The following is a 24,289-nucleotide window of genomic DNA, read 5'->3' as shown; positions in this document are numbered from 1 at the left end:
AGAGAGACTACCACCAGACTATGAACCGTCAAGCACCTGGTCCCGCGGGCGAGCTCTTGCGGCATTTGCCGGTTCGCCCGCACGGTCGACACTGTGCTGGTCTGCTCGAAAACCGCTAACCGCGGTTTTCACTGTGCCGGTCTTGTGCCGAACCGCCTAACGATTCGGGAGCTGATACGGCAGCTGTTCGAGGGTCGGGGTGAGGCGGGCGATGCGGCGGGCGCGGGCTTCAAGAGCGCGCCGCTCACGCTCGCGGCGCACCACCGTGATGGCCACCAGGAACACCTCGGCCCCCACATCTGGCACCGGATGCACGTAGGGTTTCGCCTGACGCGCCAAATCAGCCGCCAGCGCGCTGCGAGCTGCGGGAGTGAGTTTGTCGGCCTGCAAAAAGAAATCACGGATGCGTCGCACAACCCGGTCGGGAAGCCGCGAAACATCCGCAATCGCGGCCCAATTTTCGAGCCCCGGTGGCAGCATCAACACCAGCGGTTGCGGACGCGGCAACCGCTCCAGCTGCGCGTAGGTGCCGGCGAGTAAATCGCCCACCCGCTGACCGCGCGGCGACAGCACGCCCGTCAGCGCCGCAACCGAACCGAAGGTCATAAAAATCTCGACCAATCCCGTCAGCCCGCGCACAAACGCATGCCGGAAGTTGATCGAGCCGCCATCCAGGCGCACCACCCGAATCCCCACCGCGAGCTTCCCCAGTGAGCGGCCGTGCGACAGCGTTTCGATCGTGACCGGCACCACCAGCCCCCAAAACACGGCCCAAATAATCATGAACACCGGAATCCAGGCGTCTTCAATCATGACGCCGGTGTCGTGTATCCAAGCAACCAGAATCATCCCCAGCAGCCAGAGGCTGAGCAAATAACCCAGCGCGATGAGCGCCACATCGATGATCGATCCCAGCGCCCGCAACAAGAATCCAGCGGGCGGCACCGCCAGCGCAACGCCCTCACCGACGATGATCTCGTCTGAATCGGTCGGCAAACCGACAGCGTCCGCTCGTGTAGTCATGGAAAGATTGCACCACATGGACATGGACATTTACGCCGAAGCCCGGCAGGCAGAGTGGCAGCGCTTGCGACAGCTCGCGAATAAACGCGAGCTCACTGGCGTTGAAGCCGACGAACTCATCGCCCGCTACCAGTCGGGTGCCAGCGATATTTCGGCCATGCGCACCACCTATGGCGAATCGGCCCAAACCGCCACGCTTTCGGTCTTCATGTCACAAGCCCGGATGCGGTTTACGCGCATCCGCCGCAACCCTCTGCTGACGCTGCAGGAATTTTTTGTCGAACAGCTACCCGCATCCCTCTACCGGGTGCGCTGGTGGACGCTCGCGGCGGCACTATTCACCGTGCTGGTTGCGATGGGATCATTCTTCTGGCATCAAATGAACCCCGAACTGCTGCAGTTTTATGGCACTGAGGCTGGCCTGCAGCAATACGCCGAAGACGACTTCATCAACTACTACTCGGAATACAGCGAAACCGCGTTCGCGGCACGAGTGTTTACCAATAATGCTTGGATTGCCGCGCTGTGTATCGCGTTCGGTTTTACCGGCATCTTTCCGATCGTGATGCTGGTGCAGAACGCTGTCGCGCTGGGCACCTCGGCCGCAGTGCTGGCGCACTTTGGCCACCTCGACGCTTTTTTCCTGTGGATTGCACCACACGGGCTGCTCGAGTTGACCATGATCTTCGTCGCCGCCGGCACCGGCTTTGCCCTGTTTTGGTCGCTCATCGTGCCGGGGCCGCAGCCTCGCCTGGTGAGCGCGGGCATCGCTGGACGCACGCTGGTCATCGCCGCGGTCGGCACCACGATCTTCCTGTTCATCTCGGGGCTGATCGAAGGTTTCGTAACCCGCCAAGACTGGCCGTGGGCCGTGAAAATCGGCATCGGCGCGGTGGCGCTGCTGAGCTATTTGGCCTACGCGTATGTGCTCGGCTATCGGGCGGCACGTGCGGGTCACGACGGTGATCTTGACGCAATGGATGCGGGACACCGGCTGGTATATACGAACTAGCGCGACCCCGCCGGGTTACCCGACCAGCCAGCTGATTCGCCGGGCCAGCCGGCCCACCGGGCTCGTTATTGAAACGCAAACCGCCCGCGGCCGGCAACTCGAGGTTTGCCTAGCCGCGGGCGGTGCACGCTAGCGAACTACTGGTCTGCGAACGGGTCGGGAACCGCCGTGTACTTCGTGTTGAGGTATTCCTCGATACCTTCGAACGAGCCTTCCTTACCGAGACCCGAAGCCTTCACACCACCGAACGGTGCGGCGGCGTTCGAGAGCACACCGACGTTCAGGCCCATCATGCCTGCCTCGATGCGGTCCATCATGCGCTGACCGCGCGAGAAGTTTTCGGTGTAGACATACGACATGAGGCCGTATTCCGAACCGTTGGCGAGCTCGACGGCTTCATCCTCGGTGTCGAACTGCACGATCGGCAGCACCGGGCCGAAAATCTCTTCGCGGCACACGTCCGCATCCGGCGAAACATTGTTGAGCACCGTGGCCTCGTAGAAGAAGCCTGCGCCCTCACCGCGCTTCGCACCGGTGACAACCTCGGCGCCGCGAGCAACCGCATCCTGCACGAGCGAGTCGACCTTGTCGACCGCCTTCTGCTCGACGAGGGGACCGATCACCACACCGTCTTCGGTGCCGCGGCCCATCTTGTAGGCGGTAACCTTCTCACCGACACGCTTCGCGAACTCGTCAGCAATCGACGAGTGCACGTAAATGCGGTTAGCGGCGGTGCATGCCTGGCCGATGTTGCGGAATTTCGCGGCGAGCACACCCTCAACTGCCTTGTCGAGGTCGGCGTCTTCAAACACCACGAACGGTGCGTTACCGCCGAGCTCCATCGACGAGCGCAGCACGTTGTCGGCAGCCTTCTTGAGCAGGCCAACACCCACCGGCGTTGAACCGGTGAACGAAACCTTGCGCAGGCGCGGGTCTTCCATGATCTGGTTCGACACACCGGCGGTGTCGCGCGAGGTGATGACGTTGACCACACCGGCGGGAACGCCGACCTCTTCGAGCACCTTCACGAACAGCAGCGTGGTCAGCGGGGTGAGCGATGCGGGCTTCACCACGCAGGTGTTACCGGCCGCGAGCGCCGGAGCGATCTTGCGGGTGGCCATCGCCAGCGGGAAGTTCCACGGGGTGATGAGGAAGCAGGGGCCAACCGGGTGCTTCGAAACGATCATGCGGGCGTTGCCCTCGGGGGTCGAGCCGTAGCGACCGAGCACGCGCGGTGCCTGCTCTGAGAACCAGCGCACATATTCGGCGCCGTAGGTGACCTCACCCTGCGATTCGTTGAGCGGTTTACCCATTTCGAGAGTCATCAGCAGCGCAAATTCGTCGCGCATCTCGTTGATCTTGTCGAATGCCGCGCGCAGCAGGTCGGAGCGGTGACGCGGAGTGGTGCGTGCCCACTCGTCCTTCACCGCGACCGCAGCGTCGAGAGCTGCCTTTGCCTGAGCGGGGGTGGCGTTTGCAACCTTGACCAATTCTTCGCCGGTGGCCGGGTCGTAGACGCTGAACGGTTCGTTCTCACCGTCAACCCATTCGCCGTTGATGTACAGCTGCGTGGGGAGTTTGGCGAGCAGTTCTGCTTCGGTGGGGTAGCTCATCTGTGCCTCTCTAAAGTTCCAAATGATGCGGATCCGCGTTTACGCTCGCCACACGGTGGTCGACGCTGACGGATGCACTGAATCGAAACTACACCGGCAACCAGAACGTCGCCTTAGTGCCGGCGCACTCGGGCACCACAATAGGGTTGTGCACGCGCACGCATCCGCACCCGAAATGACACCCGGCACCTCAAAATCGGATGCGAATGACGTTCACATTTCACGCTAGGCTGCTGGAGCACAGCAAAGTGGCTGTGCATCCACCCGCCGGTAGCCCATACGGTTACCGCCCACCGCGAAGGCAAGACATGACCATCGACTTCCCCATCGCGATCGTCACCAATTCGGTACAGCCCGCCCCCGAAACCTGGGCGGCGCTCGACGCGCTCGAAACCGCCCTGCGTGATTCGGGCACCACCGTTGAACACATCCACACGGTTGACGACGCCAACGCATTCGGCCGCCTCACCACCGACAACTCGGCTGTCGTGTACGTGGTAGATCCACGCGCTATGACCAGCGAGGATGACCGGCACATGGATGCGCTGCGCGAATTTGTCGCGGTGGTGCGAGGACAGAACGAACGCATCCCGATGTACCTGTATGGCGAACAGCTCACCGCTCGCCGCATCCCCGTCGAGGTGCTCAGTGAAATCGAAGGTGTCGTCAACGCGCACGAAGACACGCCCGCGTTCGCGGCGCGCACCATCCAGCGCGAAGCCGCCAACTACCTGCGCGAACTTGCGCCGCCGTTTTTCAAGTCGCTCATTCACTATTCAAACGACGGCGCCTACTCGTGGCACTCCCCCGGCCACTCGGGCGGCACCGCCTTTTTGAAGTCGCCGGTGGGCACGCTCTTCCACGGGTTTTTTGGCGAAAACATGCTGCGCACCGATGTGTCGAGCTCGGTGAAAGAACTCGGTCAGCTGCTCGACCACTCGGGGCCGATCGCCGAATCAGAACAGCGCGCCAGCGAAACCTTCCGCGCCGACCACCTGTTTTTTGTGACTAACGGCACCTCGACCTCAAACAAGGTCGTGTGGAACTCGTGCGTGAACCGCGGCGATGTGGTGCTGGTTGACCGCAACTGCCACAAGTCGATCCTGCACAGCCTGATGCTGACCGGCGCCGTGCCGATCTATCTGCGCCCGACCCGCAACCGGGCCGGCATTATCGGCCCGATCCCGCGCAGCGAGTTCGATCCCGAAGCGATCCGCGAACGCATCCGCAACCATCCGCTGGTTGAAAACCCCGACGCAACGCCCAAGATCTTGTCGCTGACGCAGTCGACCTATGACGGCATCCTCTACAACGCCAGCGAAATTAAGCGCACCCTCGACGGGCATGTCGAGGCGCTGCACTTCGATGAGGCCTGGGTGCCCCACGCCGCATTCCACGAGCTGTACCGCGATATGCACGCCGTCGACAACACTGCCGAGCGCACCGAATCGTCGCTCGTGTATGCCACACAGTCGACCCACAAACTGCTCGCCGGGCTTTCGCAGGCCTCGCAGGTGCTGGTGCAAGACTCGGCCACCCGCCAGCTCGACCGCGAGATTTTCAACGAGTCGTATCTCATCCACACCTCCACCTCGCCGCAGTACGCGATCATTGCCAGCTGCGATGTTTCGGCCGAGATGATGCGCGGGGTTGGTGGCCGGGCGCTGGTGGGCGAAGCCATCACCGAAGCGCTCGAGTTCCGCCGCGCCATCACCCGCATCGGCGCCGAGCGCGAACCCGGCGACTGGTGGTTCGAGGTGTGGGGCCCCGAAACCTCGCAGGGTGCCGACCAGCTCGATCGCAGCGACTGGCTGCTACGGCCGCAGGATGCCTGGCACGGCTTTGGTGACTCGGTGGATAACGAGTTCACGATGCTCGACCCGCTGAAGGTGACGCTCACCACGCCCGGCCTGAACCTTGACGGTTCGTTTGGCGAGATTGGGATTCCGGGGCCGGTACTGGCGAAATACCTCGCCGAGCACGGCATCGTGGTTGAGAAGATCGGGCTGTACAGCCTGTTTGTGCTGTTCACGATCGGTGTGACCAAGGGGCGTTGGAACACGCTGATTGCCGAGCTGCACCGGTTCAAGCGCGCCTTTGACGAGAACGCGCCGCTTGAGCGGGTAATGCCGCGATTCTGCGCCGAAGAGCCAAGCTATCGCGGGCGCGGGCTGGCGGATCTGTGCCAGGCGATGCACGAACGCTACCGCGAGACCGACTTCGCGAACCTATCGACCGATATTTATCTCGACGACCCCGAGATGGCGATGCTGCCCGCAGATGCGTGGACCGCGATGACCTCGGGGAAGGTGGAGCATGTGCCTCTGGCCGAGCTGGCGGGCCGCATCACCGCGGTGCTGTTGACGCCCTACCCGCCGGGGATTCCGCTGGTGGTGCCTGGCGAGCGGGTGACCCAGCGGATGGTCGACTACCTGGTGGTCGAGTCGGCGATTGCCGATGAATTCCCCGGTTTTGCGGGAGACACGCACGGCCTGGCGCGCGATGGTGTGCCGTCGGTGGCGTGTATCCGCGAAGACTAGGGTTTTCGGCTCGGCGCCGTCGCGAACTGTGGGGTTGTTCGCGACGGCGCCGATTTTTTGCTGCCCGGCGTGAGGAACGCGGAAAATTTCGGTGCTTCGACGGCGCCTGGCGCATCCTGGCGCCGAAATCTTCCGCTGAACTCACTGGCCGGTGTCGACATCGGCGTCGTTCTCACCGTTGGTACCTTTCCCTGCCTGCCGAATGCGGCGTTGTAATCCGCCCACGGTGATCAACAGGTAGAGAACAGCTGAAATTGATACACCCCAGCCGAGCCCAAAGGTTTGCCCCACCCAGGTGACGACCGGTGCCACCAGTGCTACGACCAGCGAGTGGGTCATCGACAGAATCGATACCGCCGTTGCCCGCACGCCATCCGGCACGCCCTGGTGAAAAAGCCCGGCAACCAGCACCTGCAGCATGCCCTGTAACGCAACATGAACGACGAACGATGCCCAGATCAGTACCGGACCGTCCGAGAGTGCAAACGCTACGGTTGCGGCGACGTTGATGATGGCAACGACCGCAAGGTGTGCGACGCGGATCTTCAGAATGCGCAACAGCATCGGTCCGACAAGGTTGGCAATGTTGAGCCCGAGGTAGCCGATGGCGAGGAACGCGAGCGAGACCTCATTGAACTTCACTTGCCACAGGTAGAATGGCGCGACTGCGGCGGCGTTGGTGACGACTACGAGCCAGGCATGGGGCGCACGAACGGTCCCGAGCGCCTGGCGCGCGAACTTGGGCCAGGGCAGTTGGTGGTGGTCGGTGATTTTGTCGCGAAAAAACGCGATCACGATGCCTGCGGCGACAAAGAACACGATGGCGGCCAACCAGATTCCCTGTGGCCAGACCGCGAAAATGAGCACTCCGGTGAGGCCCCCGACAATGCCAGCCGCAGCGGACACATAGGTGATCTTGCCGTATGCCTTCGCAATCACGTCGGGGTCACGGCTTGGAAGCGAGTTGACGATGATTGCGTTCGAGGTGCCCGTCATTGCAGCTGTGGCTACACCCGCAATGATTTGTGCGAGCACGAGGGATGATTCGTTGAGGTTCGCGAAGAACAGTGCGAAGGCGGCGATGCGCAGTGCATTTCCGATTTGCAGGGCGCGTTTGTTTGAGTATCGATCGAAGAGCACCGCGAAGGGAAGCTCCGCAGCGGTGAGCGCGATATTGAAAGCTGCCGCCATCAAGCCGATAAATGCGAGCGAATAGCCGAGTGTCTGGAAATAAACGACGTCGACCGCCGCAAAGCACGCAATACCAGCCGAGCTGAGAGCGATGAACGCGAATGCGTTGCGCATTGACAGAACCTCGGCAGCCATGAGGAATTAGTGTACGGATTTCGTGAGAACGAAGTGAATTCGACAATGCAGCAGCCGACTTACCGCTATGGCTTCAGTCACGCATGAACGTGCAAGAGCTACAAAGTCAGGACGAGCCAGTTCAGTCCGGTTACAGCACCGAACTCGGCCTTCACGTACTCGCGCAGAACCCCGTAGCCCAATCCGCCCGCACCTCGATCGCTACATGGCAGCGACCTCGTGCACCTTCGCGACCGTCGATGTGCGACCCTCGCGTGATCTGCCTCACGACGTCCGATGAAAGCGTGCTGCGCGTGATGTATGCCGGTGGTTGGGATGGGCGTGAGACGGTTCTTATGTTCCGGGGGCTGACTAAAACAGCTGGTCGACAATGTGCTCGGCAATCGCGAGCGACGACGTCGCCGCGGGGGACGGCGCATTTCGCACAAATACCGCATTATCGATTCGCTCGATCGCAAAATCGTCGAGTAGCGAACCATCTCGATTCATCGCCTGCGCACGAATCCCGCGGCCGCCCCACTTCATGTCGGACGCTTCGATTTCCGGCATGAACTCCTGCGCACCTTCAACAAACGACCGTTTGCTCGCGGTGGCAATCTGCTCCCGCGCGGCACGCATGTTCTGGCTGGCGAACCGCCAGAACGCCGCCGACGTCGAGGTCTGCCACAGATCGCCAATGTTGAGACTCCATCGGGTGTATCCCTCGCGTGCAAACGAGAGAAAGGCGTTCGGCCCGACGGTCACTCGCCCATCAATCATCCTTGTGAGATGCACGCCAAGGAACGGATAGGCAGGATCAGGAACGGGATACAGCAGCCCGTTGACAAGGTGTGTCTTGTCGGCAGCCAACTCGAAATAGTCACCGTAGAACGGAACAATTGCGGGATAGGGGTCGGCACCGGATTTTTTGGCGATGCGATCGGATTGCAGCCCGCCGCAGACGATGACGTAGTCAAACGCACCGCCGCCTCGCTCGGATTCAACAACGTGCTGGCGGCCGCGCTTTGTCACACGAGTGACCCTGTCTCCGAAACGAAGCTCGCCACCCCCGAGGACGACATCATCGAGCAGACTTCGTGTGACGCCCGGATAGTCGACTATCGCTGTGCTTGGTGAGTGCACCGCCGCAATTCCCACACTATTGGGTTCGATCTCACGGATGCGCTCGGCATCGACAACTTCAATTCCCGGCACGCCATTTGCTCGAGCACGTTCAGCAATGTGATTCAGCCGCTCAAGCTGGTCGGCGCGGTGCGCAACAACCAGCTTGCCGCAGGCCTCATACGCCACACCACGTCTCTCACAGTATTCGTGCAGAAGTTCGACGCCTCGACGAGTGAGCCGCGCTTTCAAACTTCCTGGCTCGTAATACAGCCCAGCATGCACGACGCCGCTATTGTGCCCGGTTTGATGTGCTGCCGCACTTTGCTCTTTTTCAAAAACCGTTACCGAGTGCCCACGTTCAGTGAGTAATGCTGCGGTAGCTGCACCAATAATACCGGCGCCCACTACCGCCACAGATGAATTTTTCATACCGCTTTCAACCTCACTTCCGGTAACGCCAGCACCCTAGCCGCCGAAATACGATTCCCTCACCAAGTCACTCGACAGCAGTTCTGAGGCAGTTCCTGACATTCGCGTGATCCCGCCCTCGATGATGGTGCCGTGGTCGGAGATCTCGAGCGCGTTTTGCACGTGCTGCTCAACGATGAGCACTGACATATTCTCAGTCGCAATGTCACGGACGAGCTGGAACATCTGCTCGACCACCACTGGCGCCAAGCCAAGTGACATCTCGTCAATCATCAGCACTTTCGGTGCAGCCATAAGCCCACGCCCAACCGCAACCATCTGCTGTTCACCACCCGAAAGCAGTCCAGCTTCTTGTTTCCGCCGCTCTTTCAGGCGCGGGAAGTGCTCATAGATGCCGTCCAGGCGCTCCTTGGTCTTTCGGTCTTTTCGACTGACATATCCACCAAGCAACAGGTTGTCTTCTACCGAAAGCGAGCCGAAAAGCTTACGGCCCTCCGGGACCTGAACAATTCCACGTTCCACGCGCTCAGACGGATGAAGGTGGGTGATATCTTCGCCGTCGAACGTGATCGAGCCACTAGCAGCCTTGAGAATGCCGCTAATCACGCGCAGGGTAGTCGTCTTCCCAGCCGCGTTCGGACCGAGCAGCGCAGTAATGCCGCTGTCAGGGAGCGTCAGTGATACATCCTCGAGAGCCTGTGCATCACCGTAGTAGGCGGATACATTCTTGATCTCCAGCATGGTTACTGCTCCCCCTTCGCCTCGTTCATGATCTTGATGGCAGTCGTATCAGCGCTGTGTTTTGTACCGAGGTAGGCCTCAATGACCTTGGGATCACTGATGACATCATGCGGAAGACCGCTCGTCAGTAGTTGTCCGTGATCGAGGACGATCATCCGGTCGGACACTTCGGTCACAGCCGCCACGATGTGTTCAATCATCAGGATTGCCACGCCACGCTCACGCACCCGGTTAACGAATGGCAGCACTTCAACGACCTCGCGGCTATTGAGGCCAGCCAGCACCTCATCGAGCAGCAGCAGCTTCGGATCGGTGGCAAGCGCACGAGCCACCTCGGTGCGCTTGCGTTGCGCGAGCGTGAGCGACTCGGTGGGCACGTTCGCGAGCTCTGGAATACCGAGTTCTTCGAGCAGCTCTAGGGCTCGGGTTTTGCATTCCCGAACGTTCGAGTTGTTCACCAGCAACGGCACCATGACGTTCTCGGCAACCGTCATGCCAGCAAACGGGCGCACAACCTGGAACGTACGGCCGATCCCCATTCGCGCGCGGGTAGCCAGGTCGGCCTTCGTGATGTCGCGTCCGTCGAAAGTGATGCTGCCGGTATCCGAAATGAATAGTCCCGAAAGGAGATTAAAGAAGGTGGTTTTACCAGCTCCATTGGGACCGATAATTCCGACAATCTCGTTGGGTTTCACGTCGAGCGAAACACCTCCGACTGCCTGTACACCACCGAAACGCTTCGATACGTCCCGAACCTCGAGCAGATTTTCGTTAGTCACTACTCTTCACCGCCTTTCGCAGCGGAAGTCTCTGCCGCATCGGAGCTGATTTTGCTTGTTTGCTTTCTCGAGAACAGCTGGTTCCAGCCATCGACAAGACCGCCCGGTAGCAGACGAACAATCACGATGAGCACCAGACCGTAAATCATGAAGTTCACGCCCTGGGCTCCCGAGAAGGCCGTGTGCAGCCATTCGCCAAGGGGGGTCATGAGCACGGCGCCGATGATCGGACCCACAACAGTGCCCATACCGCCGATGATGCCATTAAGCGCTGGCTGCACCGAGTAGAGCATCATCGAAAACTGCGTCTCCGGTTCGATCACGAAGTAGTAGATGGCTGAGAACGCACCAAACGCGCCGGTGATGGCCGCTGAGATCACCATGATCGAGATCTTGAGCCCATTCGTACGGACACCGAGTGCTCGAAGCGCCTGCTCATCCGTCTTGAGGGCACGCAGATGGTAGCCAACCTTCGACCCGTAGAGCCAAACCGAGAAGGCCACCACGATGATCACGAACGCCAGCACAATGTAGTAGTAGGGTTCCCGGTTCTCAAACGAGATGTAGGCAAAGCCCTGATCCGACGGCGTTGTGAGCCCCGACGAACCATTAGTCACTGGAACCGCCCAAATCGCGAGCAATCGCAGTACCTCGACGAATGCGAGTGACGAGAGTGTGAAGAACGGCCCCCGAAGTCGCAGCAGCGGCACCACCAACAGCAGCGCAGTAAGCGCGGATGTCACCATCGACAACAGAATGCCGACCCATGGGTTAACCCCAAACTTGATGAACAGGATGGCCGTCGTGTAGGCGCCAACACCGAAGAATGCGGCGTGACCCAACGATAGCGTCCCGCCAATCGCCATGAGGTTCCAAGCAACCGTGATACCGATGTAGATAAAGGTGACAATTGCAACGTGCTGGACGTACTGGTCCTTGACGACAAGCGGCAAGACGAGCGCCACTAGAGCGGCTATACCAAGCCCAAGAATGCTTCGTTTCGACATTTACTTCAGCCCCACTTCTGCGTTACGGGCCGAGCCACCAAAAATGCCGGCGGGCCGCACGATGAGCACGATGATGAAGACCACGAACACCGCAACCTGCTGCAGCGCGGGGTCGATGAACGTACCTGTCAGGGTCTCGATGATGCCCAGGGTGAGACCACCGAGCAGTGCGCCAGTCATGTTGCCGAGACCGCCAATGACTACCACCACGAACGCCATCAGCGTGTAGTGGGCACCAACCATCGGGTATGCAGCCTGGAACGGGATGATGAGCACACCAGCGATGCCGGTCATAGCCGCGCCGAGCCCCATTGCGAGCAGGTAGAACCTACGCACCGGGATACCGATCATTCGCGCGGTATCGCGATCTTCCGAAACCGCGGCAAGCACTCGTCCGACCATGGTGCGGTTCATGATGTAGAAGATTCCGATCACCAGCAACACGGCTACAGCAAACGCGAGCAGTCGACCGTAGGTTGCTGTGATACCGCCGATTGTGATCGTCTGGTCAGCCCACCCAACGGTGACGGTTCGGAACTGTCCGCCGTAAAGGAAGAGCATCAGGTTCTGTAGAAAAACCGAGAGTCCCAGAGTTACAAAGATCTTCATATTCGCCGAGGAGTCCTGCATCGGTTCCAGGATGACCTTCTGCAGCACAACACCCGACAAGAACATGAGTGGCGTGACGATGAAGAGCGACACATAGGGATTCACTGACCACGATGTCCACAGGAACCAGGTCATGTACATCGCAATCATGACCAGTTCACCATGGGCAAAGTTCGTGATCTTCACCACACCGAAAATGATGTTGAGACCAGTTGCGATAAGCGCATAAACGCCACCGAGCAACAGGCCGCTCATAACTGCCTGAATTATTGCTTCCATGAGTATCCGCTCCTACCGACTAAAGGGTGTGATCAGTTCAGCGTCACGAACCGCGTACTTTGCCGGATAGACAGTTTCGAGTTTTCCGTCGCGCCACTGCATAACGTTGTGGTCTGAACGAGTGTTCTGCCCGTCGTCACCGATTTGGAGACCCCAACCGCACACTGACTGCCCCGCAGCGAAGTCAGCTTGACGCATTGCCTGGGCGAATGCGTCAGGGTCATCGATGCCGCCGATCGATTCGAGCACGTCGAATACCAGGCTGGCGCCTGTGAAGTTAACCTGCGGATACCCTGAGTCGGGATCGACACCATACTTCTCGCGGTATCGTTCCAAGAACTCTGGCAGTCCTGGTGCCTGCTCGGTGTTCATCCGGGGCTGCGGGAAGTCTGCGTCAAGCACACCGTCTGCTGCACTTCCGAGAGCGTTCGAAAACTCCTGCATCGAGTAGCCGCCACCGCCACCTACCCAGGCGGGAACTTTCACTCCGGCGTCCCGCATTGACCGGCCGAGCAATACGGCATCAGCAGCGTAGGAGATGGCAAAGACAGCATCGGGCTTTGCGGCCTTAATACGGGCCACAGTTGACGACACGTCAGTTTGTTTGGCCGAATACGCCTCGGTGGCAAAGATCTTCATGCCAAGTGGCTCGGCCGCCTTCTTGGCGGCTGTCGCGAGCGACTGCCCGTAGTTCGAGTCTTCATGAACCACCATGACTTTGAGCTCGCTCGGCGACTTACCAAGTTGGGGAGCCACAAAGTCCTTCATGATTTCCAAGGCTTTGATCGCCATCTTGTTCGAATCTGGATTGATTCGGAAAACCCGCTCATACCCACGGCTAACAATCGCAGGCGAAACACCACCCAGCTCGACATAGGCATAGCCAGTGCGTGCAAACACCTCCGAAGCAGCCAGACTCAGTGATGATCCATAAGTGCCCAGCGAGATCTTGATGTTCTTGCTGAATACCAGTCGGCGTGACTCAGAAGCTGCCATACGCACATCGGGAACATCGGCAAATACAATTTCTAGTTTCTTGCCGGCGATACCACCCGCTTCATTACGCATCTGTGCGGCGAGTTCAACGCCTCGCCAAGATGACTGCCCGAGCAGAGCATTCGGGCCAGTAATCGGAAGCATGCAGCCAATACGCAGCACGTCATCCGTGGTTCCGGGAGACGAGCACCCAACCAGGCTTGTTCCGACCGCTGCTGCCGCTGCCAGCCCTCCGCCGACACGCAACAAGCCCCGACGTGAAAGCTGTTGTTGAAAAATAGACATGGCCAACTCCGTGATTCTTGGTTGCCAATTTGGTAGGGGTCAGGCGGCTGTCCAGCCGCCGTCGACTGTGATCAATTGCCCAGTAATGTAGGAAGCAGCATCCGATGCGAGGAATACCGCTGGGCCGGCGAGTTCTTTTGGATCACCGAACCGCTCCATCGGGATACGGCGAAGCATATTGGCATACGTCTCCGGATCAGAGAATACCGACTCGGTTAGATTCGTACGGAAATATCCTGGGGCAATCCCATTCACCCGAATCCCGCGGCCAGCCCATTCGGTGCTCAGGCTTCGGATCACTCCATAGATAGCCGATTTTGACGCCGTGTACGCGGTAATTCCGCGAATCGATAGTGTGCTTGTAAGCGAACCGATAAAAATATGGCTCCCTGAACAACCCGCCTGTAGTTGCCTGCGCCCAAGTTCTTGACTGAGACGGAAGGGGGCAGTCAGGTTCGTACGAAGAACGTTATCCCATTCTTCTGCCGGAAACTCTTCTGCTGCGGCCCGGTGCTGAATACCGGCTGCGTGAACGACACAATCAATGCCACCGCCGAGCAACTCCTCAGCTTCTGTAAGGATCTGTGCCGGGTCACCGTTGGCATCAGCCACGAGCGGAAGCGCCGAAATCTCGGACGCAGCTGCGTGCACTTGCTCTGCAGTCCGTGACATGATCGCCACCGCCGCACCCGCTTCACGCATGCCGCGAGCCATTCCGAGCCCAAGGCCTCGGCTACCTCCGGTCACAAGCACTCGTTTGCCGGATAGTGAAAGTAGATCGACAACACTCATTGCATACACCTCACCTAATGGCTTCTCAGCGCGACTGTCTTGCAGCGCGTATAGAACTCGAGTGCCTGTCGGCCCTGTTCTTTGTACCCCGAACCCGAATCTCCGAAACCGCCGAACGGGTGATGAACATCCCACCCGGTTGTGGGGTGGTTGATTGAAACCTGTCCAGCATTTGCGCGCCGAGCAAATTCGAATGCGTTTGCTAGTGACCGTGTGAAAATCGCGGCGGCAAGTCCGTAGCTCGTATCATTAACGGCTGCCACACCCTCTTCAAAAGATGCAACCTTTGCCATCCCGATTATCGGACCAAATACTTCCTCGTTCCAGATGTCCTGCTTGGTTGAGACCTCCAACAAGGCAGGAGCGACGAGGAAAGCACGGTCTTGTTGACCGTCGGTTAGCGGCGCTGCTGCGATTACTCGCGCTCCCTGTGCAACGGCCCGATCCCGATGTTCCAGAATTGATTCGCGTGCGCGCGAATCAACAACCGGTCCCACTGTCACTCCAGGTGCTGTTGCTGGACCGGCCTGTTGAGATTGAAAGACCTTGACGAGTCGGTCTTGCAACTCATCTGCGATTGCTTCATGTACAACAATTCGACTCGTCGCGGTACACCGCTGCCCCACTTGACCGAGCCCCCCGGCTACGACAGCCGATTCCACTAGGTCGAGATCAGCATCGTCCATGACCAGCAGGGTGTTTTTCCCACCCATCTCGGTCTGGACCCGGATGTTTTTGCCGGCGAGTTGCTTTTGGATCGACATTCCGGTTTCGGTCGAACCGGTAAAAGACACGCCAGCGATAGCCGGGTGGTCAATGAGGTCGTGCACCACTGCATCTCCGCGGCCAGTGACCACGGTCAAGACACCATCCGGCAGCCCGGCTTCTCGCAAGAGCTCGGCCAGCTTCATGACACAAAGTGGCGTCGCGGAAGCCGGCTTGATAATGACAGCATTGCCGGAGATCAGCGCCGGCCCCAGCTTCCGACAGGGGGTGAGCAGCGGGTCATTCCACGGTGTGATAAGCGCCACCACCCCGAGCGGTTCACGAACTCGGGAAGTCACCGTATTTGGCCGGCCATCAAACATGATTCCGCCGAATTCATCGCGGCCCATGCCGCCGTAATACTCGAGAAACTGTGCGGATTTTTCAACTTCACCGGCCGCATCTGCAGGTAGCTTTCCGAGCTCACTGGTGATGATCTCTGCGAGTTCAGAAGCATGTTCTCGAACCAATTGCGCGGCGTGCAGCAGGATGCGTCCGCGCTCAATACCGTCTGTTTCTCGCCACTGAGCTGCTCCTGACTCAGCCGCAGCAAACACAGCTGGTAGATCCTCAGCGGTCAGAGCGGGGACTTTCGCAATCACCTCACCATTCGACGGGTTCAGCACCTCAATCTGACCACCCTCGGACGCACCTCGCTGTTGCGCACCAATGTGAAGCTGCAGTTCACCGTATTTCATATCAATACCCCTCTCCGATTCCGCCACTATGCGGTCGCGCTGAACGCGAGGTTCAGGTCACCGGTTTCAACCGCTGAGAACAAAATTTGCAGTCGTTCTGCATCCATCCCCTCTGGGTTCGTGGGGCGGGGATACTGCGCTGCGCAGTATGCCGCGAGTTCATCCGAACGCGATGGATCGATACGAGCTTCGGCGTATGTCGTGGGCAGCCCGATTCGACGTGCTAGGTCTTGAACTTCCTGGGCTGCTTCGCGAAGCGAGTCGGACTTACCTGCTGTCAGAGCAAGTGCAATTCGTTCAGCCAGCCGCGAATCAATGTTTTGGTTGAAGGCGATGCAATATGGGAGTGCAAGCGCGCAGGAAACCCCGTGCGGCATCGGTGTCGCGTGGGCGAAGCTATACGCCATTGAGTGGCCCAGAACCACACCGGCATTGAGCGACTGGCCGCCCAGGTGAGCGCCCCAGAGTGTGTATGCCAATGCCTCTTTATCGCCTGCGACAGCTCGTTCGAGGTTTCCAATGAGCAGTTCCATCGCATGGAATGAGGCATGCGCCGAAAGCATCGAGGCCTGCGTTGACATCAGAGATTCGACGGCATGTGCAAGCGCATCCATACCGGTAGCCGCAATCACCTTGGGCGGCAAGCTTGCAATTAGCTCTGGATCAAGCACGGCAACGGGAGGCACAAACCCGGAACACACCGAGGATCGCTTGTTACCAGCGACAGTGACCATCGCGATATTTGTCGTTTCGGAACCAGTTCCGCAGGTGGTTGGAATCAGCAGCAGCGGAGCCACCTCAGTTCCAGGTTCAACTGCTCCGACCCAATCCGCCGAGCCGCCTTCGTTGCGAAGCAAGAGTGCGATCAGTTTTGCCGAGTCGAGCACGGAACCACCGCCGACGCCGATGACAGCTGTAACGTCTTGGCTTCGTGCCTCAGCAGCTGCAGCGTCAACGATTTCGTCTACGGGTTCTGCCCCGAACCCACCGCGCTGGACGACTTCAAAACCACTCGATTTGAGCGAATCAGCAATCGGCGAGATCAGACCGGCCGCATCCACCGCATCATCGATCGCCAGGAAAACTTTCCCACCATCGATGTGCAGCTCATTGCGAAGAAGCGGAGCAAGATTTCGCGCACTTCCCGCCCCGCCTGCCACGAGGTGTGGAGCCAAAAAAGTTGACGGTTGGGTGGATGAAGGCCACCAGTTGGTTGACGTCATTGTCAATGCCCCTCTCATTGGGTGCTATTCAGCACCGGTGCGTCATTGCACTAACACGATCCTCGGTAGTTCGTTGACTGCGAGAGTACGGGGCATGGAACAAGATGTCAACTCAATTGGATCCAATTGATTGGTCCTTGAGCAGCTCAAGTTGTGCACCCAGACGCCGAGTGCGGCGAATATGCAGCCTGACAATCTCCCCAAGCGCTTCAGCATCGCAGTTATCGATGTAGTAGCGCATCAGGTGATGATCTGCTCGGGTACAAGCCCAATCGGCGGCGGTGAATTGGCAAGCCACCGTGCCACGAGAAAACTGGGTACGGTTCCAGAGCTGCTCGACACGGTCTCGATAACCGGGGAAGTCCGCACCCGCGAACGTTGCAATATGAAACTCGCGCTCAAGGACCATGAACTCATCGAACCGCTCAGGGTTCTCGGTAACTTCATCCACCTTGTCGCCAAGCTCATGTATACGCTCAATCTGCTCAGCAGTGAGGTTCGGAAGACTCGTTCGCACTACGAGCGGTTCAATCACCTCTCGCAACCGATAGATCGCATCAATCTGCTCCGCATCCATTCTGGTCACCCAAGCGCCAGAGTTCGGGACAATCGTGACCAGCTCTTCGCGCTCGAGTTGCTGTAGCGCCGCCCGCACCGGCATTCGACTTGCCTGGAGACGCTTTGCCAGCATCTCTTGCCCCAGTCGCTCACCCGGGGTAAACGAACCTCGAAGAATGAGTTCTCGCAGCTCATGCACCACACGCGCGGTCTCACTGGCGCCGTTAAACAGCGCACCGGTGACCAACCCATCGTTCATTACTCAACCTCGCTCATGGCTTGTTTTGGATCCAAAACTTACCTATTGTGTCGTGGAAAAGGCAGTGAGGTCGACGTTGACCCCCACTGCTACCCGTTCTACACATTGAGGTGTCAAGTGGGCAGCATAAACACTCCAAAACGCACTGCAGTGATTACCGGAGGCAGCAGCGGGATTGGTCGCACCGTGGCCGAAACCTGGCTTCAATCCGGCCCTTCCGCACAGGCGGTCATCCTTGACCGCAACGTATCCGCGATGGCTGAATTTCCGAAAAGCCTGGCGGAACGGACTCGCTGTATTCAAGTCGATATCACCAGCACCGCTGAAGTCAACGCCGCATTCGCCGACATAGCAGCCACTGAGGGCTCGCTCGCCGCACTGGTTGCTTGCGCTGGTATTTCTCGCCCCGTGGCAACAGCGGAAATGACTGACGACGATTGGATGTCGCTCATCGACGTACACCTCCACGGCACGATGCGGGTATGTCGCGCCGCATACGAGCTGCTACGCAAGGATGAACCAGGCTCGATCGTGACTATTTCATCGATCGCCAGCGCACTCGGTATGCCGAAACGTGCAAGCTACAACACCGCAAAAACCGCTATCGAGGGCTTCACCCGGTCCCTTGCCGTGGAGTGGGCACCCGATGGAATCCGGGCAAACGCAGTCGCTCCCGGGTACGTCACTACCCCATTCACCGACGACCTCACCGCGGCAGGAAAGCTGCAGACCAAGCCCATTACCGATCGCACCCCGCTGGGCCGCTTCGCTTCGCCCCAAGAAATTGCCAAGCCAATCGTTTGGCTGCTCTCCAACGATGCTTCCTACATCACGGGACACACACTTCGCGTTGACGGCGGCCTCTCGATCGACGGCAACTGGTACGAATAGCTCGCAAAGGAACCCAACATGGACCTTCATCTCAAAGATAAAAACATCGTCATCACCGGAGCCGCCGGCGCAATTGGACGTGAACTCGCCCAGCGGCTGCTCGATGAGGGCGCGAATCTTGTGCTCCACGAACTCGATGAATCAAGTCTCGAATCGATTGCTGCCGAAGCTCAAGCCACCGGTAGAACCGTGCTCACCGTGGGCGGAGACGTTCGGCTTCCCGAAACTCAGCGAGCGATTGCGGCTGCCGGAGCGCAACTTGGTGGGGTGGATGGCTTTGCGCCTGCTGCTGGAATCTACGTCGCACATCCATTTGCAGAAATGACCACAGAGCAGTGGCGCACCACGATCTCGATCAATCTCGACGCCGTAGCCACCCTGACTTCGACGCTTCTCCCCCACCTCCGTGACAATGCGTCACTGGTTTATTTTGCTTCGATTGCCGGCGAACGCGGCTCACGAAATCACGCCCACTATGCAGCCACAAAGGGTGCGATCGTCTCGTTCATGCGCACTATCGCCATCGAGCTGGGAGATCGCGGGATTCGGGCGAATGCTGTTGCTCCCGGAATTATCGAATCACCCATGACTAACGATCTTGTTGCTGCATCGGACGGCGAGCTGGAACGCGCAACCCCACTGGGACGACTCGGCCGCCCGGGCGAAGTCGCCGATACTGTCACCTATCTTCTGTCTCAGCGCTCGTCATTCATTAGCGGCGCCCAAATCGATGTGAACGGCGGCTTGTACATGGCGGGCTGATCTAGCACCCGTGCCAGACTGTCTGTCATGCCGTCGCCAACACTTCCCGCAATAAACCGCGCCCCGAAACTCAATAACGCGCTGCATCCCGACCGGTCATGGATCCGGCTGCTACGGCTGGTGATCGGCGGGCTCGCACTCGCCTCGGTGGTGTACAACGCGTGGCGCTCAGCCACGGGTGCATCGGATCACACGCTCATTCAAACGCTCTCGCACTTCACCAATGTGTCGAACGCACTGTTCGGCCTCGTGTGCGTGGTCGGCGCGGTTTCGATGCGCAAGAAGCTGCCGGTGTGGTGGGACGATCTGCGCGGCATGCTCACGTTCATGATGGTGATGACGGGCATCATCTACGCGGTGCTCGTGGCCGAACCCGGCGAGTTCACGCGCTGGGATCTGCCGTGGCACAACATCGTCGCCCACCGGGTCGCGCCCGTCGCGGCACTACTCGGGTGGCTGCTGATTACCGCCACGCGCCGCGCCCGCTGGTGGCGGTCGCTCGTGTGGCTATTGCTGCCGATCGCGTGGCTCGCCTACACCTGGATTCGCGGCGCGATCGCCGGCTGGTACCCCTACAAGTTCCTCGACCCCACTCTCGACGGTGGCTGGGGCCGGGTAATGAGCATGATGGGATACGTCGTCATCGCGTTCCTGGCGGTGTCGCTAGTTCTGCATCTGCTCGGTAATTTGCGCGCCTGGCTGGCGCATCGGGATCACCGATAAGCGAGCAAATAAAGTGGGGCCGAGGAATTTCACCCAACCCTCAAAGCCGGCTGACAATTGGCACCCGGCCCTTGGCGCGCATCCCGGATCGTATATGATTCCGTATATCGCACGGGCAGCGCCGCCCGCTGAGCAGCCAAAGAGGGAGCCTCACCATGCCGATCATCCCCATCCCCGCCGACTTCACAAAGCAGCGCCCCGGCAAAATCATCGCACTGCACCTCAACTACCCCTCACGCATCGCCCAGCGCGGCCGCTCCCCCAAAGCCCCCGGATACTTCCTCAAAGCCGGCACCTCAATCGCCAAAACCGGCGACACCATCGAACGCCCCAAGGGCACCCAGCTGCTCGCATTTGAAGGCGAAATCGCACTCATCATCGGCAAAACCGCCCGCCGCGTCGACCCCGCCGAAGGCTGGAACTGCGTATCCGGCATCACCGCCGCCAACGACTGGGGCCTCTACGACCTCCGCCACGCCGACAAAGGCTCCAACCTCAAAAACAAATCGGGCGACGGCTACACCCCGCTCGGCCCAGCCATCATCCCCGCCGACCGGCTCGACCCGAAAGCACTGCGTGTGCGCACCTGGGTCGATGGCGAACTGCGCCAAGACGACACCACCGCCGAACTCGTATTCCCATTCGGCCAGCTCGTCGCCGACCTCTCCCAGCTCATGACCCTTGAACCCGGCGACGTCATCCTCACCGGCACACCCGCCGGCTCATCAGTCGCCGAACCCGGCCAAACCGTCGAAGTCGAAGTCGACGCACCCACCGTCCCTGGCGCACCCACCACCGGACGGCTCATCACCCGCGTGGTAGAAGGCTCCCACCCGATCCCCGCATTCGGCGCCCAACCCAAGGTCGACGACACCCAGCGCGAAGAAGCCTGGGGCTCGCGCGAAGCAGCCGGGCTCGCACCCGTCATCAAACCCCGCACCGCCATCACCCCCGAGCTGCGCGCCAAAGTCGAAAAAATTGCCGTCGCAACCCTGTGGGCGCAGCTGCGCAAACGCGGCATCATCAACTGCACCATCGATGGCGTCACCTGCAACCACCCCGGCAGCCGCATCCTCGGCTACGCCAAAACCCTGCGCTACGTACCCAACCGCGAAGACCTCTTCAAACAGTACGGCGGCGGCTACAACGCTCAAAAACAAGCCATCGACTCGGTTCAGCCCGACGATGTGGTGGTGATGGAAGCCCGCGGCGAGCGCGGCACCGGAACCCTCGGCGATGTGCTCGGTGCCCGCGCTCAGGTGCTCGGCGCCGCCGGCATCGTCACCGACGGTGGCGTGCGCGACTCAGCCGCGGTCGCCGAACTCGGTATCCCCGTGTACTCATCCGGCAACCACCCCGCGGTACTCGGCCGCCGGCACGTGCCCTGGGAATTCGACGGCACCATCGCCTGCGGCGGCACCACCGTCCAACCCGGCGACATCATCGTCGGCGACGACGACGGGGTCATCGTCATCCCACCAGCGCTATTTGAAGAGGTCGTCAACGACGCCTACGAACAAGAACTCCAAGACGGCTGGGTGTTCGACCAGGTGCAAGCCGGCAACCCCATCGAGGGCCTTTTCCCACCCACCGGCGAATGGAAAACCCGCTACCAGCAGTGGCGCCAAACCCAACAAAACTCATGACCACACTCTCCGCACCCCAAGCATCCAAAACCCAGCTCGCCTACGACTGGCTACGCGAGCGCATCACCACCGGCGAATTCAACCCCGGCCACCGGCTCGTGCTCGGCAAAATCGCCACCGAACTCGGCTGCTCCACCGTGCCCGTACGCGAAGCAATCCGGATGCTTGAAGCCGAGGGCGCAGTCACCTTCACCCACAATGTCGGCGCCCAGGTCGCAATCCCCGACCGCACCATCTACCGCGACACCATGCAAACCCTCAGTGTTGTTGAAGCGTTCGCAACCGCCCAATCGGCACCGCAGCTCACCGCATCCGATCTTGCCGAAGCCCGCGCCATCAACGACCAAATGCGCGCGCTCGCCAACGAACCCGACCTCGACCCCGCCGAATTCACGCGACTCAACCGCAACTTCCACGAAGTGCTTTTCCAGCACTGCAATAACAATCACATCGCGGACCTCGTGCAACGTGGCTGGCACCGCCTCGAAACCATGCGCGAATCATCGTTCGGCTTCGTCCCCGAACGCACCCGTGAATCGGTAACCGAACACGACCAATTGCTCAAACTCATCGAAACCGGTGCACCCGCCGCTGACATCGAAGCCAGTGCCCGCGCCCACCGGCTCAACACCATGGATGCGGTACTCACCCGCATCCAGCCCCACCACGACTAACGAAGCCACGCGACCGTCAGGAGACTCCAATGACCCAGCGCCCCGCCAACGTCCCCACCAACATCAAGCACTACATCAACGGCGAATTCGTCGACTCAGTCTCGGGCGAAACCTTCGAGGTGCTCAACCCGCAAACCAACGAGGCCTACGGCACCGCCGCATCCGGTGATAAAGCCGACATCGACCGTGCCGTCGCCACCGCCACCGAAGCATTCACCAATGGCCCCTGGCCGCGCATGAAAAACCGCGCAAAAGCGCGCGTGCTCAACGCCATCGCCGACGCCGTCGAAGCCCGCGACCAAGAACTCGCCGAAATCGAAACCTGGGACACCGGCCTTCCCATCACCCAAGCCAAGGGCCAGGCCCGCCGCGCCGCCGAAAACTTCCGGTTTTTCGCCGACCTCATCGTCGCCCAGCACGACAACGCCTTCAAAGTGCCCGGCACCCAGATGAACTACGTCAACCGCAAACCCAAGGGCGTCGCCGGGCTCATCACCCCCTGGAACACTCCGTTCATGCTCGAGTCGTGGAAGCTCGCACCCGCAATCGCCTCGGGATGCACCGTGGTGCTGAAACCCGCCGAGTTCACGCCCGCATCCGCGCAGCTGTGGGCCGGAATTTTTGAGGATGCGGGTCTGCCCAAGGGCGTGTTCAACCTCGTCAACGGCTTCGGTGAAACCACCGGCGACGCGCTCGTCAAACACCCGGATGTGCCACTCATTTCGTTCACCGGCGAATCACGCACCGGGCAGATCATCTACGCCAACTGCGCCGCCAACCTCAAGGGCATGTCGATGGAACTCGGCGGCAAATCACCCGCCATCGTCTTCGACGACGCCGACCTCGACGCCGCCATCGACTCGACCCTGTTCGGCGTGTTCTCGCTCAACGGCGAACGCTGCACCGCCGGCAGCCGCATCCTCGTGCAGCGCAGCATCTACGACGACTTCATCGAGCGCTACGCCGAACGCGCCCGCAACGTCAAGGTTGGGGATGCATTCGACCCGGCCACCGAAGTGGGTGCGCTCGTGCATCCCGAACACTACGAAAAAGTCATGTCGTACCTCGAAATCGGTAAGAGTGAAGGCCGCTGTGTTGCCGGCGGCGGCCGCCCCGAAGGCGCACCTGCCGAGGGCAACTGGGTGGCGCCAACCGTGTTCGTCGACGTCGAACCCACCGCCCGTATCTTCCAGGAAGAAATCTTCGGCCCCGTCGTCGCCATCACGCCATTCGACACCGAAGACGAGGCGCTCGAACTGGCCAACAACACCCGCTACGGACTCGCCGCCTATGTGTGGACCGAAAACCTCAAGCGTGGCCACAACTTCGCCCAAAACATCAACGCCGGCATGGTGTGGCTCAACTCGCACAATGTGCGCGATCTGCGTTCACCCTTCGGTGGCGTGAAGGCATCCGGCCTCGGCCAAGAAGGCGGCTACCGCTCGATCGACTTCTACACCGATCAGCAGGCCGTGCACATCACCCTCGGTGACGTGCACACCGCCCGCTTTGGCGCCAACTAACCCACTTGCCCGTGGCGCCCATCTGCGGTGCC

At 60.0% G+C, this 24,289-nt stretch carries 21 protein-coding genes; 8 read left to right on the top strand and 13 right to left on the bottom strand.

The window, feature by feature from the left end:
• Positions 1 to 156: 156 nt before the first annotated feature.
• Entirely contained in the window at positions 157 to 1,023 is an 867-nt protein-coding gene (locus JMV54_RS02460) for an RDD family protein (protein ID WP_201517323.1), read from the bottom strand.
• A gap of 16 nt (positions 1,024 to 1,039) precedes the next feature.
• Between JMV54_RS02460 and JMV54_RS02455 the strand changes: the two genes are divergently transcribed.
• Positions 1,040 to 2,035, top strand: coding sequence for a stage II sporulation protein M (locus JMV54_RS02455; protein ID WP_201517322.1), 996 nt, complete (start codon positions 1,040 to 1,042; stop codon positions 2,033 to 2,035).
• Positions 2,036 to 2,172: 137 nt separating this feature from the next.
• Here the strand turns inward: JMV54_RS02455 and JMV54_RS02450 are convergent, their stop codons facing one another.
• A complete protein-coding gene (locus JMV54_RS02450; RefSeq protein ID WP_201517321.1) occupies positions 2,173 to 3,648 on the bottom strand; it encodes an NAD-dependent succinate-semialdehyde dehydrogenase in 1,476 nt (491 codons plus the stop codon).
• 308 nt (positions 3,649 to 3,956) lie between these two features.
• On the opposite strand from JMV54_RS02450, the gene JMV54_RS02445 reads away from it, so the two are divergent.
• Positions 3,957 to 6,188, top strand: a complete 2,232-nt coding sequence (locus JMV54_RS02445; protein ID WP_201517320.1) for an Orn/Lys/Arg family decarboxylase — start codon at positions 3,957 to 3,959, stop codon at positions 6,186 to 6,188.
• A gap of 141 nt (positions 6,189 to 6,329) precedes the next feature.
• On the opposite strand, the gene JMV54_RS02440 is transcribed toward JMV54_RS02445, so the two are convergent.
• The 11 genes from JMV54_RS02440 to JMV54_RS02390 all read right to left on the bottom strand — a co-directional run bounded on the left by JMV54_RS02440 (position 6,330) and on the right by JMV54_RS02390 (position 18,038).
• On the bottom strand, positions 6,330 to 7,514 hold the full coding sequence (locus JMV54_RS02440) for an MFS transporter (RefSeq protein ID WP_201517319.1): 1,185 nt from the start codon (positions 7,512 to 7,514) through the stop codon (positions 6,330 to 6,332).
• 351 nt (positions 7,515 to 7,865) lie between these two features.
• Complete coding sequence (lhgO, locus tag JMV54_RS02435) at positions 7,866 to 9,047, bottom strand: L-2-hydroxyglutarate oxidase (protein WP_201517318.1); 1,182 nt, start codon at positions 9,045 to 9,047, stop codon at positions 7,866 to 7,868.
• Positions 9,048 to 9,083: 36 nt separating this feature from the next.
• Positions 9,084 to 9,788, bottom strand: coding sequence for an ABC transporter ATP-binding protein (locus JMV54_RS02430; RefSeq protein ID WP_201517317.1), 705 nt, complete (start codon positions 9,786 to 9,788; stop codon positions 9,084 to 9,086).
• A 2-nt stretch (positions 9,789 to 9,790) separates the two neighbouring features.
• Positions 9,791 to 10,567 carry an ABC transporter ATP-binding protein gene (locus tag JMV54_RS02425; RefSeq protein WP_201517316.1) on the bottom strand — a complete coding sequence of 259 codons (777 nt, stop codon included), beginning with the start codon at positions 10,565 to 10,567 and terminating at the stop codon, positions 9,791 to 9,793.
• Positions 10,567 to 11,574 carry a branched-chain amino acid ABC transporter permease gene (locus JMV54_RS02420; RefSeq protein WP_201517315.1) on the bottom strand — a complete coding sequence of 336 codons (1,008 nt, stop codon included), beginning with the start codon at positions 11,572 to 11,574 and terminating at the stop codon, positions 10,567 to 10,569. Before JMV54_RS02420 ends, JMV54_RS02425 begins: the two co-directional genes overlap by 1 nt.
• Positions 11,575 to 12,462: a branched-chain amino acid ABC transporter permease gene (locus tag JMV54_RS02415; RefSeq protein ID WP_201517314.1), complete on the bottom strand. Its 888-nt coding sequence runs from the start codon at positions 12,460 to 12,462 to the stop codon at positions 11,575 to 11,577.
• A gap of 12 nt (positions 12,463 to 12,474) precedes the next feature.
• On the bottom strand, positions 12,475 to 13,743 hold the full coding sequence (locus tag JMV54_RS02410; RefSeq protein WP_201517313.1) for an ABC transporter substrate-binding protein: 1,269 nt from the start codon (positions 13,741 to 13,743) through the stop codon (positions 12,475 to 12,477).
• Positions 13,744 to 13,782: 39 nt separating this feature from the next.
• Entirely contained in the window at positions 13,783 to 14,535 is a 753-nt protein-coding gene (locus JMV54_RS02405) for an SDR family oxidoreductase (RefSeq protein ID WP_201517312.1), read from the bottom strand.
• Between the two features lie 14 nt (positions 14,536 to 14,549).
• A complete protein-coding gene (locus JMV54_RS02400; RefSeq protein WP_201517311.1) occupies positions 14,550 to 15,998 on the bottom strand; it encodes an aldehyde dehydrogenase family protein in 1,449 nt (482 codons plus the stop codon).
• A 26-nt stretch (positions 15,999 to 16,024) separates the two neighbouring features.
• Positions 16,025 to 17,221, bottom strand: coding sequence for an iron-containing alcohol dehydrogenase (locus JMV54_RS02395; protein WP_201517310.1), 1,197 nt, complete (start codon positions 17,219 to 17,221; stop codon positions 16,025 to 16,027).
• A gap of 112 nt (positions 17,222 to 17,333) precedes the next feature.
• Positions 17,334 to 18,038 (bottom strand): GntR family transcriptional regulator, encoded by a 705-nt coding sequence (locus tag JMV54_RS02390; protein WP_201517309.1) that lies wholly within the window; start codon positions 18,036 to 18,038, stop codon positions 17,334 to 17,336.
• Between the two features lie 117 nt (positions 18,039 to 18,155).
• Here JMV54_RS02390 and JMV54_RS02385 point away from each other — a divergent pair, with 117 nt between their 5' ends.
• The 6 genes from JMV54_RS02385 to hpaE all read left to right on the top strand — a co-directional run bounded on the left by JMV54_RS02385 (position 18,156) and on the right by hpaE (position 24,257).
• Positions 18,156 to 18,929, top strand: coding sequence for an SDR family NAD(P)-dependent oxidoreductase (locus tag JMV54_RS02385; RefSeq protein WP_338085371.1), 774 nt, complete (start codon positions 18,156 to 18,158; stop codon positions 18,927 to 18,929).
• Between the two features lie 18 nt (positions 18,930 to 18,947).
• Positions 18,948 to 19,691, top strand: a complete 744-nt coding sequence (locus JMV54_RS02380) for an SDR family NAD(P)-dependent oxidoreductase (protein ID WP_201517308.1) — start codon at positions 18,948 to 18,950, stop codon at positions 19,689 to 19,691.
• Between the two features lie 27 nt (positions 19,692 to 19,718).
• Complete coding sequence (locus JMV54_RS02375) at positions 19,719 to 20,414, top strand: Pr6Pr family membrane protein (protein WP_201517307.1); 696 nt, start codon at positions 19,719 to 19,721, stop codon at positions 20,412 to 20,414.
• A gap of 155 nt (positions 20,415 to 20,569) precedes the next feature.
• Positions 20,570 to 22,060 carry a fumarylacetoacetate hydrolase family protein gene (locus JMV54_RS02370; protein WP_201517306.1) on the top strand — a complete coding sequence of 497 codons (1,491 nt, stop codon included), beginning with the start codon at positions 20,570 to 20,572 and terminating at the stop codon, positions 22,058 to 22,060.
• A complete protein-coding gene (locus JMV54_RS02365) occupies positions 22,057 to 22,734 on the top strand; it encodes a GntR family transcriptional regulator (protein ID WP_201517305.1) in 678 nt (225 codons plus the stop codon). The genes JMV54_RS02370 and JMV54_RS02365 overlap by 4 nt, the downstream gene beginning before the upstream one ends.
• Positions 22,735 to 22,763: 29 nt before the next feature.
• The gene (gene hpaE, locus JMV54_RS02360; RefSeq protein WP_201517304.1) at positions 22,764 to 24,257 is read left to right on the top strand and encodes a 5-carboxymethyl-2-hydroxymuconate semialdehyde dehydrogenase; all 1,494 of its coding nucleotides are present in this window, start codon (positions 22,764 to 22,766) and stop codon (positions 24,255 to 24,257) included.
• Positions 24,258 to 24,289: the final 32 nt, after the last annotated feature.

Origin of the sequence: Gulosibacter hominis, assembly GCF_904842695.1 — a bacterium.
Lineage (GTDB): Bacteria > Actinomycetota > Actinomycetes > Actinomycetales > Microbacteriaceae > Gulosibacter > Gulosibacter hominis.
The sequence above is the reverse complement of the archived record's forward strand: the minus strand, read 5'-3'. Positions and strand labels throughout refer to the sequence as shown.